This window comes from Streptomyces sp. NPDC102258, assembly GCF_055584685.1.
The window spans coordinates 25,765-36,586 of record NZ_JBVJLO010000033.1 but is presented as its reverse complement, the minus strand read 5'-3'; the positions used below and the strand labels follow the sequence as shown (position 1 = coordinate 36,586).

The window sequence follows — 10,822 nt, the reverse complement described above, 5'->3', positions numbered from 1 at the left end:
CCCAGGAAGCCGTCATCCGCCTCGCACACGGCAAGCCCATCCGCTTCGGCCCCGAGGACAGCCTGGGCGTGGTCCGCGACCCCGCCACCGGTGACCTCGGCGTGGTGACCGTGACCCCGGAGAACGAGGGGCGGGTCCTCGTCCACGACGCGCACACCGCCTCCCCCACCACCGCGTTCGCCCTCTCCCGCCTCGCGGACCCGAACACGCTGCGCCACACCCCGATCGGCGTCTTCCGCGACACCGTCCGGCCCGTGTACGACACCCTGATGTCCGACCAGCTGGAGACGGCCGTCGACCAGAAGGGCAAGGGCGACCTGGCCACCCTGCTCGCCGGCGGCGACACCTGGACCGTCACCGGCTGACCGACGGCACCCGGCCGGGCGAAGCCGGAGGCCGGAGAGCCCGGAGCCCGGATCCCGTTACGGGGTCCGGGCTTCGTCGTACGCGAGCCGGGCCACCTGCACCGCGTCCGTCCGCCGTTCCGTCCAGCGCGCCAGCGCCCAGACCTGTTCGGCGGCCTCCCGGCCGAGGTCCGTCAGGGAGTAGTCGACGTGCGGCGGGATCACCGGGCGGGCGTGGCGCAGGACGAAGCCGTCGCGCTCCAGGGTCTGGAGGGTCTGCGCGAGCATCTTCTCGCTGACGCCGCCCACCTCGCGGCGCAGTTCGCTGAACCGGTACGAGCGCTCGAACAGGGCGGCGAGGACCAGGACGCCCCAGCGGCTGGTGACGTGTTCCAGGATCCCGCGCGAGGGACACATCGGGGCCTTGACGCTGACAGTGGGGACCGGGCTTGCACTTACTTCCATACCAGTACCTTACTTTGAAGTGGGTACTTACGAATAGTTAGCGCTCTCCGTAGGCTGGTGTCATCACCGCACCACACATCACCACACACCACCCCCACCCCACCCCACGGAAGCGTGAGCCCATCATGAGCATCGTCGTCACCGGAGCCACCGGATCCCTCGGCCGTCTCGTCGTCGAGGAGCTGCTGGCCAAGGTCCCCGCCGACGCGGTCGCCGTCGTCGTACGGAACGAGGAGAAGGCCGCCGACCTCGCGGCACGCGGCATCGAGGTGCGGGTCGCGGACTACGACGACCCGGCGAGCCTGGCCGGCGCCTTCCGAGCCGGCGACCGCGTCCTGCTGATCTCCGGGAGCGAGGTCGGCCGGCGCGTCCCGCAGCACACCGCCGTGATCAAGGCGGCGGAAGCGGCCGGGGTGGCCCAGCTGGCCTACACCGGAATCCTCGGCGGCCCCGAGGCCGACTTCGAGCTGGCGGCCGAGCACAAGGTCACCGAGCAGGCCGTCCTGGACTCCGGTCTGCCCTACACCTTCCTGCGCAACGGCTGGTACCACGAGAACTACACCGCCCAGCTGCCGGTCGTCCTGGAGCACGGCGCCGTCCTCGGCAGCGCGGGCGAGGGCCGGATCGCCTCGGCGGCGCGGGCCGACTACGCGGCGGCGGCCGCCGCGGTGCTGACCGGCGAGGGCCACCTGAACCGGGTCTACGAGCTGTCCGGCGACACCGCCTGGAGCCTGGCCGAGTACGCCGACGAGGTCGCCCGGCAGTCCGGCCGCGAGGTCGCGTACGCCGCCCTCCCCGCGCAGGCGCACCTGGAGGCGCTGACCGGCGCCGGGGTGCCGGAGGGCTTCGCCGCGATCCTGGTCGACGTGGACGCGGCGATCTCGCGCGGCCGCCTCGCCGCGACCGGCGGGGACCTGGCGCGCCTGATCGGGCGGCCGACGACCCCGATCTCCCGGGCCATCGCGGACACCCTCGCCTGAGTGTCATGAGTATCTCGCTGGAACGGACATGACAGCGGCTTCCCGCGGCGTTACCTTCATGAGGTTGTGAGATTGGCCGGAAGTCGCACTGGAGGGCCCGTGAAGGCGGAGAACGAGCAGCGCACGGGTTTGCTCTACGGATTCGGCGCGTACGGGATGTGGGGGCTGGTCCCGCTCTTCTGGCCCCTCCTCAAGCCGTCCGGCGCGATCGAGATCCTGGCCCACCGCATGGTGTGGTCGCTGGCCGTGGTCGGGATCGCGCTGCTCGCGCTGCGCCGCTGGCGCTGGATCGGCGAGTTGCTGCGCCAGCCGCGCAAGCTCGCCCTGACCGCCCTCGCGGCGAGCGTCATCAGCGTCAACTGGGGCCTGTACATCTGGGCGGTCAACAACGGGCAGGTCGTCGAGGCCAGCCTCGGCTACTTCATCAACCCGCTGGTCACGATCGCGCTCGGTGTCCTCGTGCTCGGCGAGCGGCTGCGCCGGGTGCAGTGGGTGGCCGTCGGCATCACCCTGGTGGCGGTGGTGGTGCTGGCCGTCGGGCACGGGCGGCCGCCGTGGATCTCGCTGACGCTGGCCTTCTCCTTCGCCACGTACGGGCTGATCAAGAAGAAGCTCGGCATGGGCGGGCTGGAATCGCTGACCGCCGAGACGGCGGTGCTGTTCCTGCCCGCGCTCGCTTACCTGCTGTGGCTCGGCGCCGAGGGCCGCTCGACCTTCGCCGCACAGGGGCTCGGGCACTCCGCCCTGCTGGCGTCGACCGGGCTGGTCACCGCGGTCCCGCTGGTCTGTTTCGGGGCGGCCGCCATCCGGGTGCCGCTGTCGACGCTGGGGCTGCTCCAGTACCTGGCGCCGGTCTTCCAGTTCGGGCTCGGGGTGCTGTACTTCCACGAGGCGATGCCGCCGGAGCGCTGGGCCGGGTTCTCCCTGGTCTGGGTCGCGCTGGTGCTGCTGACCTGGGACGCGCTGCGGGGATCGCGGCGCTCGCGGATCCGGCTCGCCGAGGCCGCCGCCGCCGCGGCGGCGCCCGCCGGTCCGCCGGCCGCGAGCGCCCCGGCGGACGGGACGACCGCCCGCGAACCCGCGTAACGGCTTCCCCTCCCGCCACCCGGTCCCCGGTACGAGTCCCTCGTACCGGGGACCGTCCGTTTACCGAACCCCCCTGACCGGATCGCGGCCTTGACGGGCTGTCACCTTCTCGCTGAACATCAGGCTCGCACTGGCGCACGAGCGTTCACCTGCTCGATTACCGCGCGTTCCGTCTCATCCCCAACGGAATTCCGGAGCCCCCCATGAGCCTGTCCGTCTCCCGGCGTCTGGCCGCCGTGACCGCCCTCGCGGTCGCGGGCCTGCTGGCCGCCACCTCTCCCGCCGCGCTCGCCGCGCCGACGGCCGCCGCCGCCGCGCCGACGCCGCCCGACATCCCGCTGGCCAACGTCAAGGCCCATCTGGCGCAGTTCTCCTCCATAGCCTCGGCCAACGGCGGCAACCGCGCCCACGGCCGGACCGGCTACAAGGCCTCGGTCGACTACGTGAAGGCCAAGCTGGACGCCGCCGGGTTCACCACCACCCTGCAGACCTTCACCTCCAGCGGCGCCACCGGCTACAACCTGATCGCCGACTGGCCGGGCGGCGACCCGAACGCGGTGCTGATGTCCGGCTCGCACCTGGACTCGGTGACCGCGGGCGCGGGCATCAACGACAACGGCTCCGGTTCGGCGGCCGTCCTGGAGACGGCGCTGGCCGTCTCCCGCGCGGGCCTCCAGCCCACCAAGCACCTGCGCTTCGGCTGGTGGGGGGCGGAGGAGCTGGGCCTGATTGGCTCGAAGTACTACGTGAACAGCCTGCCGTCGGCCGAGAAGGCGAAGATCTCCGGCTACCTCAACTTCGACATGATCGGCTCGCCGAACCCGGGCTACTTCGTCTACGACGACGACCCGACGATCGAGCAGACCTTCAAGAACTACTACGCGGGCCTCGGCATCCCCACCGAGATCGAGACGGAGGGCGACGGCCGCTCGGACCACGCCCCCTTCAAGAGCGCGGGCATCCCGGTCGGCGGCCTGTTCTCCGGCGCCGACTACACCAAGACGGCCGCGCAGGCCCAGAAGTGGGGCGGCACCTCCGGCCAGGCCTTCGACCGCTGCTACCACGCCTCCTGCGACACCACGGCGAACATCGACGACACCGCCCTGGACCGCAACGCCGACGCGATCGCGTACGCGGTCTGGAACCTCGGGGCGGCCACCCCGGTCCCGCCGGGCCGGTCCTTCGAGAACACGGCGGACGTGAACATCCCGGACTCCCCCGGCGCCGCGGTGACCTCGCCGATCACGGTCTCCGGCGTCCCGGGCAACGCGCCCGCCACCACCAGGGTGGACGTGAACATCGTCCACACCTACCGCGGTGACCTGGTGATCAGCCTGATCGCCCCGGACGGTACGGCGTACCCGCTGAAGAGCTCCAGCTCGGACTCGGCCGACAACGTGATCGCCACCTACACGGTCAACGCGTCGAGCGAGGCCGCCAACGGGACCTGGAAGCTCCAGGTCAAGGACGTCGGCGCGCAGGACGTCGGCTACATCAACAGCTGGAAGATCACCTTCTAGGCGACGGACCGCCCCGCCTACTCGCCGGCGCCGTCCGGATGGGCCCGCAGCGAGGCCGGCAGCGGCTCCTGGATGCGGGCGCGCAGCTCCTCCGCGACCGCCGCGATGTCGGCGCGGCCCAGCTTGGCGGCCTCCACCAGATCGCCCAGCTCCTCCGGCGACGGCAGTTGGCTCGCCCCGGCCACCCGCAGGTACGAGCGGGTGGCCGCGGCCGCGTAGAACTCGTTCATCGGGGATTCCAGCGCGGGGCACACGGCGAGGGTGTGCAGGAACGCGGCGGCCCGCCAGGCGGTGTCGGGGGCGGGCTGCTCGGGCACCAGCACCAGGTCGTTCTGGTGCCGGGCGACGGCCGCGGCGACCCCGGAGGGGTCCCACACGGCGGGATCCGACGGCAGATGGTGGGCGAGGGCGGTCCAGGCCCACTCCATGGTGATCTTCAATTGCCGAACCGCTCCTGGAAGTAGCCCCAGTGGTCGGCGAACTCGTCGATGCCGGACAGGAAGGACTTCCGGTCCTCGTCGAGTTCGCGTTCCGTCACCTCGGTGATCAGTGCGGTGACGGTGGTCCCCAGCGCCGCCGCGCGCGCCTTGAGGCGTTCGTGGAACTCTTCGTCCAGGCGGATGGTGACGTGTCTCGACATGGGCTTCACGGTACAGCGGGTGTGCTGTACGCGGGGAGGGAACGGGACAGGGGTGGCCGGGGACACAGGTCCCCGGCCACCCCTGCGGTGACGTTGCTACTTCGCCGAGTCGGCCGTCTTGACCAGCTGGTCCTTGGTGACCGCGCCGACGTACACCTTGCCGTCGTCGGTGATCAGGGCGTTGACCAGGCGGGTGGAGAAGATCCGGCCCGCGCCGAACTTGCCGGTGACCTTGTCGCCGAGGGAGTCCATGAACTGCTTGGCCTCCTTCGGCGCGTTCTTGTCGTTCTTGTCGTTCTTGAGGTCGCCGAGGTTGCCGGCGCCGGTGTCGACGCGCGCGACCGAGGTCCAGCCCTCGCCGAGGACCTTCACGTCGCCCACGGCGCCCGCCGCGCCGCCGGTCAGCGCGTCCAGGCCGGGGATGGCCTCCAGGGCCTTGGGCTTGCCGTGCTCCCCGCCCTTCGCGCCGGGGCCGTCCGCGCCCTCGGTCACCTTGGCGCCCTTGGGCGGGGTGAAGGCGAAGGCGCCGGCGCCGGGCTTGGCGAAGTCGACCTGGGTGAAGCCCGCTTCGGCGATCGGCTTGCCGCCCTGGGCGGAGAGCAGCCGCACGCGCAGCGGCACGCCGTTCTTCGCGTCGACCGCGATCTGCACCGAGCCGACCGTGGAGCCGCTCTGCTTGGGCTTCAGGACCAGCTGGTAGGCGTCCCGGCCGGCGATCTGCGCGGTGTCGCCCACGCCGATGTCGGTGGTCGGGCCGGCCTCCTTGATGAGGTCCTGGGCGAGCTGCTGCGGCGAGGCCGCGAGCCGGTCGGCGCTCTTGTCGTGCTCGGCGCCGCGGCCGTCGGCCTTCTCGTGGAAGGCCTCGTTGGACTTGGAGTCGTAGCCCCAGACGTCGGCGCCGTTGTGGACGAGGGTGTACTCGTCCTTGCCGTCCAGGAAGGTCAGCTTCTGGTGGTCGGGGCCGTCGGCCGCGACGCGGAAGGTGTGCGTGCCGTTCGCCAGCTGCGCCACCTTGTCCTGCGGGTCGGCCGAACCGCCCGCGACCCCGCCGCCGCCCAGCAGGCCGGAGGCCAGCTTCGGCAGGCCGAGGTCGGTGGTGAGCTTCGCCGTGCCGGTCAGCTGCTGGACGTCGGAGGCCGCGACCTTCTCGATCAGCTGCTGCGCCGTCAGCTTGGGCAGGTCCGGATTGCCCGCGTTGGCGAAGGCCGGGACCATCGCCACGGTCGCCGCGGCGATGCCCGCGACGGCTACCGGTACGGCGTACCGGGCCGCCTTGCGCGAGGTCTTCGTGTTCGCTGCCATGTCAGTGCCCTGCCCTCTGTGTCTACGGCGGCGACCCCCGTGTCACCGCGCTCACCCGATCCGGTGGGGTTGATGACTCCATATGACCAGATCCGCGGCCCCGGGGCGTCAGCCCCCGGACTCAACCGTGTGTACGACCGTGGGATGACACGCGAGGGGCCCCTCGCCCCCGACCCGTAGGGGTCGCCGGGGGCCCAGGGGCCCGGACGCGCCGTGCCGGGGGCGCTCAGCCGGCGCGGTGGACCACCGCGTCGCACAGTTCTTCCAGGGCCGACTTCGCGAAGCACTCGGGCAGCGGGGCCAGCGTGGCGCGGGCGTCCTGCGCGTACTGGACGGTGTCGCGCCGGGCCCGTTCCAGCGCGGGGTGCACCCGCAGCCGGGAGAGCACCTCGGCGTGCCGGGCGTCGTCGGTGAGGTCCCCGTCGAGCAGGCGTACGAGTTCCAGGTCGTCCGCGGCGCCGTCCCGCTCGGCCATCTCCCGCAGCCGCAGCACGGGCAGCGTGGGGATGCCCTCGCGCAGGTCGGTGCCGGGGGTCTTGCCGGACTCGTGCGAGTCGGAGGCGATGTCGAGGACGTCGTCGGCGAGCTGGAAGGCGGTGCCGAGGCGCTCGCCGTACTGGGTCAGGATGTCGACGACCGACTCGTCGGCGCCGGACATCATGGCGCCGAAGCGGCCCGAGACGGCGATCAGCGAGCCGGTCTTGCCGGCGATGACGTCGAGGTAGTGGGCGACCGGGTCGCGGCCGTCGCGCGGGCCGGCCGTCTCCAGGATCTGGCCGGTCACCAGCCGCTCGAAGGCCTCGGCCTGGACGCGTACGGCCTCGGGTCCGAGGTCGGCCAGGATGTGCGAGGCGCGGGCGAACAGGAAGTCACCCGTCAGGACGGCCACGGAGTTGCCCCAGCGGGCGTTGGCGCTCTCCACCCCGCGGCGTACGTCCGCCTCGTCCATGACGTCGTCGTGGTAGAGGGTGGCCAGGTGGGTGAGCTCCACGACCACGGCGGAGGGGACGATCCCGGGGGCGTAGGGGTCGCCGAAGCGGGAGGCGAGCATCACCAGCAGGGGCCGGAACCGCTTGCCTCCGGCGCGCACCAGATGCTGCGCTGCCTCGGTGATGAAGGGGACTTCGCTCTTGGTGGCTTCCAGCAGACCCGCCTCGACGGCGGCCAGTCCGGCCTGGACATCGGTCTCAAGAGCCTGGTCCCGCACGCTCAGTCCGAACGGCCCGACGACGGTCACGAGGGGTACTCCTGTCTGCTGACGATCACGCTGACGATCACCTGGATTGTCGATGTGTCGCTGCCATCACTCAAGCCAGCGTATCCGGTCCGTTTTCGATCACGCAGAGCGCCTGCCCGGTCGCCACGCGCGCATCGCCCGATGCGCACCGGTATGTTCAGTGGAAGCCGAAACATCCGGAGAATACGTTTTGTCCAGAACTTCGCCCGCCATGGACGAGACCGGGCACCCCGAGGCGTTCCCCGGTGCTCGGCAACGGTATCGGGGCCCGGCCGGTCGAGCGGTACGGCGAGCTGTCCCATCCCGTCCACCGAGGGGACCGGTGAACCGCCTCCGATGATCATCCGTACCGACTTCCCGTACGCGAGCACCCACGAGGACGTCCGGATCCCGATGCCCGACGGCGTCGAGCTGTACGCCCGCGTCTGGCGCCCGGTGACCGACGAGCCGGTGCCGGCCCTGCTGGAGTACCTCCCCGGCCGGCTGACCGACGGGACCGCCCCGCGCGACCGCCGGCGCCACCCCTGGTACGCCGGGCACGGCTACGCCTCCGTACGGGTCGACGCGCGCGGCCACGGCAACAGCGGGGGCCGCCCCGGCGACGCGTACGACGCCCGGGAGCTGGCCGACGGGGTCGCCGTCGTGGAATGGCTCGCGGCGCGCCCGTGGTGCACCGGCGCGGTCGGCATGTTCGGCATCTCCTGGGGCGGCACCAACAGCCTCCGGATCGCCGCGCTGGCCCCCGAGGCGCTGAAGGCCGTCGTCACCGTCTGCTCCACCGACGACCGCTACGACAACGACGCGCACTACCTGGGCGGCTCGGTCCTCGGCGTCGGCACGCACGCCCGGTCGGCCGCCCTGCTCGCCTCCGCCTGCCTCCCGCCCGACCCGCACTACGCCGGGGAGGGCTGGCGGGAGCGGTGGCTGGAGCGGCTGGAGGGCGTGGAGCCGCCGGTCCACACCTGGCTCGCCCACCAGACCCGGGACGACTACTGGCGCCACGGCAGCGTCCGCGAGGACCCCGGGGCCGTCCGGGCGGCCGTCCTCGCCGTCGGCGGCTGGCACGACCCCTACCGGGACACCGTGCTGCGGCTGGTCTCCGCGCTGCCGTCCTCGCGCGTACGGGGCCTGATCGGGCCCTGGTCGCACCACTACCCCGACCAGGGGCTGCCACCGGGCCCGGCGATCGGCTTCCTCCAGGAAACCCTGCGCTGGTGGGACCACTGGCTCAAGGGCGAGGACAACGGGGTCATGGAGGAGCCGCTGCTGCGCTCCTGGATCAGCGAGTCGCACCCCCCGGCGACCGGGTACGAGCGGCTGGAGGGCCGCTGGGTCGGCGACCGGGCGTGGCCCTCGCCCACGGTGGTGCCGGTGTCGTACGGGCTCCAGGGCGACCCGGTGCGCGTGGCCTCGCCGCAGCACACCGGGATCGACGCGGGCCGCTTCTGCCCCCTCGGCCACGACGCCGACCTGCCGCCGGACCAGCGCGAGGAGGACGCGAAGTCGGCGTGCTTCGAGTTCCCGGTGCCGGTGGACGGCGAGCCGGTGGAGATCCTCGGCCGCCCCTCGGTGACGCTTCGGCTGCGGATGGACGTCCCCTACGGGCAAGTCGTGGCGCGGCTGTGCGACGTGGCCCCCGACGGGGCCTCGACGCTGGTGACCCGGGGCGCGCTGAACCTCTCCGCGCGCCGGGGGCGCGAGCGGGCGCTGCCATGGACGCCGGGCGCGCAGGAGGACGTCACCTTCGAGCTGAACGCCATCGGGCACTCCTTCGCGCCGGGGCACCGGATCCGCCTCGCGCTGTCCTCGGCGTACTGGCCCTGGATCTGGCCCCGGGCCGGCTCGCAAGCCGGCTGGACCCTCGACCCGGCGGGCAGCACCCTGGAACTCCCGATCCGCGCGGCCTCGCCCGCGACGGACCACGGCATCGTCTTCGAGGCGCCGGAACAGGCGGAGCCGCTGGGCGTGGTGTACCCGGAGACCCTGGACGAGCCGCGTCCGCAGCGCCTCGTCGTACGGGACGTCGCGCGCGGGACGTGGCGCCTGGAGGTGGACCCCCGCCCCGGCGGCACGCGGATCTACCCGGACGGGCTGGAGTACGGCGAGGACGCCACCGAGGTCTACGAGATCCAGGCCGCGGACCCGCTGTCCGCGGCCTGCCGCTCGCAGTGGCGGATCCGCCTCCACCGCCCCGACCTGGGCTGGGACACCCGGATCGAGACGCGCTCGGAGCTGCGCTGCGACGAGGGCGGCTTCCTGACGGTGAACGAGGTCGTCTGCCGGGAGGGCGCCGAGACGGTCTTCCACCGCACCTGGGAACGCCGCCTCCCCCGCACGGCGGGCTGAGGCGGGCCGGGGGCCGCGGGCCCTTGGCTCGCCCGTCGGTCACGGGGCACTCATGGCGTCATCCGTCGGTGACCGTTTACGCTCGGCTCGTGCGAGCAGCGAGGTGGGCCGCCGTGACGGCTGGTCCCGCCGGCACGCCACCACTCCCGTCGGCGGCCGCCCGGCGGGCGAACCGGAGCAGCGGGAAAGGGCTGAAGCCGTATGAGTACCGCGCCCCAGCCATCGGCCGTGCCGCAGCCGCCCGTCCAGCCCGAGGCGATCCGCGCGGCCCTCGCCCAGATCGCCCCTCACCTCCTCGCCGACTTCGACCGTGACCGTGCGGCGAGCACCGCCCGCGCACGTGCGGAGGTGTCCGCCACGCCCCTTCGCACCTTCACCGAGGCCTGGGCCGTCGAGGTGGCCATCGCCCGGCGCACGGAAACCGCTGCCAGGCTCCGAGCACTGGAGGCCCGTGCCGGCGAAGCCGGCGACCTCGCCGAAGCCCGGAAGATCGCCGCCGAGATCAGCCGCATCCGCAGTGCCGCCGCCATGGAGGCGGGCGTCCGTGCGGTCGGCGGGACCGCCTGGTGACCGACGACCGTTGGGTGTGAAAGTACGCCTTCCACACCGAGGACGAGTTCGGCTACCCCGAAGCCGTCCGAGACGAAGTGCAGGCCGTCGCCGACCAGATCGTAGAACTCGCGGACCTCGGCATCGACCCGGTCGAACTCGGCGACCCCACGCCCGGCACGGCCCGGCGGCACACGCTCGGTTCCGGAGGATGGTTCGAGACCCAGGCGTTCCCCCGGATGTGGCCCCGACTCCTCGCCGTGGTCCTGGTCGTACCACCACCGCACCTCCTCTGAGGCGGGCCCGCTGTCCGCGGCCGGGCCAAAGCCCGCCGGGCCCGGGGGCCCGGCGGA

11 protein-coding genes and 1 pseudogene are annotated in these 10,822 nt (G+C 72.6%); 7 read left to right on the top strand and 5 right to left on the bottom strand.

What is annotated here, in order from left to right:
- A pseudogene (locus ACZ6ZT_RS33210) lies at positions 1-365 on the top strand (2-oxoacid:ferredoxin oxidoreductase subunit beta); the annotation flags it as partial.
- A 57-nt stretch (positions 366-422) separates the two neighbouring features.
- On the opposite strand, the gene ACZ6ZT_RS33205 reads toward ACZ6ZT_RS33210, so the two are convergent.
- The gene (locus ACZ6ZT_RS33205) at positions 423-809 is read right to left on the bottom strand and encodes a winged helix-turn-helix transcriptional regulator (RefSeq protein WP_469724046.1); all 387 of its coding nucleotides are present in this window, start codon (positions 807-809) and stop codon (positions 423-425) included.
- Positions 810-934: 125 nt separating this feature from the next.
- Here ACZ6ZT_RS33205 and ACZ6ZT_RS33200 point away from each other — a divergent pair, with 125 nt between their 5' ends.
- The 3 genes from ACZ6ZT_RS33200 (at position 935) to ACZ6ZT_RS33190 (ending at position 4,395) form a co-directional block, all read left to right on the top strand.
- Positions 935-1,789, top strand: a complete 855-nt coding sequence (locus ACZ6ZT_RS33200; protein WP_469724044.1) for an SDR family oxidoreductase — start codon at positions 935-937, stop codon at positions 1,787-1,789.
- A gap of 99 nt (positions 1,790-1,888) precedes the next feature.
- On the top strand, positions 1,889-2,875 hold the full coding sequence (gene rarD, locus ACZ6ZT_RS33195; RefSeq protein ID WP_469724043.1) for an EamA family transporter RarD: 987 nt from the start codon (positions 1,889-1,891) through the stop codon (positions 2,873-2,875).
- Between the two features lie 203 nt (positions 2,876-3,078).
- Positions 3,079-4,395: a M28 family metallopeptidase gene (locus ACZ6ZT_RS33190; RefSeq protein ID WP_469724041.1), complete on the top strand. Its 1,317-nt coding sequence runs from the start codon at positions 3,079-3,081 to the stop codon at positions 4,393-4,395.
- Between the two features lie 17 nt (positions 4,396-4,412).
- Here ACZ6ZT_RS33190 and ACZ6ZT_RS33185 read toward each other — a convergent pair whose 3' ends face one another.
- The 4 genes from ACZ6ZT_RS33185 to ACZ6ZT_RS33170 form a co-directional block, all read right to left on the bottom strand.
- The gene (locus tag ACZ6ZT_RS33185) at positions 4,413-4,835 is read right to left on the bottom strand and encodes a hypothetical protein (protein ID WP_469724039.1); all 423 of its coding nucleotides are present in this window, start codon (positions 4,833-4,835) and stop codon (positions 4,413-4,415) included.
- A complete protein-coding gene (locus ACZ6ZT_RS33180) occupies positions 4,832-5,035 on the bottom strand; it encodes a hypothetical protein (RefSeq protein WP_251050317.1) in 204 nt (67 codons plus the stop codon). The genes ACZ6ZT_RS33185 and ACZ6ZT_RS33180 overlap by 4 nt, the downstream gene beginning before the upstream one ends.
- 96 nt (positions 5,036-5,131) lie before the next feature.
- Positions 5,132-6,337 (bottom strand): LolA family protein, encoded by a 1,206-nt coding sequence (locus tag ACZ6ZT_RS33175; RefSeq protein ID WP_469724037.1) that lies wholly within the window; start codon positions 6,335-6,337, stop codon positions 5,132-5,134.
- 226 nt (positions 6,338-6,563) lie between these two features.
- Entirely contained in the window at positions 6,564-7,574 is a 1,011-nt protein-coding gene (locus ACZ6ZT_RS33170) for a polyprenyl synthetase family protein (RefSeq protein WP_469724036.1), read from the bottom strand.
- Between the two features lie 336 nt (positions 7,575-7,910).
- On the opposite strand from ACZ6ZT_RS33170, the gene ACZ6ZT_RS33165 reads away from it, so the two are divergent.
- From ACZ6ZT_RS33165 to ACZ6ZT_RS33155, 3 genes are all read left to right on the top strand, one after another.
- Positions 7,911-9,920 carry a CocE/NonD family hydrolase gene (locus ACZ6ZT_RS33165; RefSeq protein WP_469724035.1) on the top strand — a complete coding sequence of 670 codons (2,010 nt, stop codon included), beginning with the start codon at positions 7,911-7,913 and terminating at the stop codon, positions 9,918-9,920.
- Between the two features lie 201 nt (positions 9,921-10,121).
- The gene (locus ACZ6ZT_RS33160; RefSeq protein ID WP_469724033.1) at positions 10,122-10,490 is read left to right on the top strand and encodes a hypothetical protein; all 369 of its coding nucleotides are present in this window, start codon (positions 10,122-10,124) and stop codon (positions 10,488-10,490) included.
- A 77-nt stretch (positions 10,491-10,567) separates the two neighbouring features.
- Entirely contained in the window at positions 10,568-10,765 is a 198-nt protein-coding gene (locus ACZ6ZT_RS33155; RefSeq protein ID WP_469724032.1) for a hypothetical protein, read from the top strand.
- The last annotated feature ends 57 nt before the right edge of the window (positions 10,766-10,822 follow it).

Bases quoted from the DNA above. Each gene is read 5' to 3' on its own strand.
- ACZ6ZT_RS33160 (WP_469724033.1), top strand. From the start codon at position 10,122: ATGAGTACCGCGCCCCAGCCATCGGCCGTGCCGCAGCCGCCCGTCCAG.
- ACZ6ZT_RS33175 (WP_469724037.1), bottom strand. From the start codon at position 6,337: ATGGCAGCGAACACGAAGACCTCGCGCAAGGCGGCCCGGTACGCCGTA.
- ACZ6ZT_RS33200 (WP_469724044.1), top strand. From the start codon at position 935: ATGAGCATCGTCGTCACCGGAGCCACCGGATCCCTCGGCCGTCTCGTC.
- ACZ6ZT_RS33180 (WP_251050317.1), bottom strand. From the start codon at position 5,035: ATGTCGAGACACGTCACCATCCGCCTGGACGAAGAGTTCCACGAACGC.
- ACZ6ZT_RS33205 (WP_469724046.1), bottom strand. From the start codon at position 809: ATGGAAGTAAGTGCAAGCCCGGTCCCCACTGTCAGCGTCAAGGCCCCG.
- ACZ6ZT_RS33190 (WP_469724041.1), top strand. From the start codon at position 3,079: ATGAGCCTGTCCGTCTCCCGGCGTCTGGCCGCCGTGACCGCCCTCGCG.
- ACZ6ZT_RS33165 (WP_469724035.1), top strand. From the start codon at position 7,911: ATGATCATCCGTACCGACTTCCCGTACGCGAGCACCCACGAGGACGTC.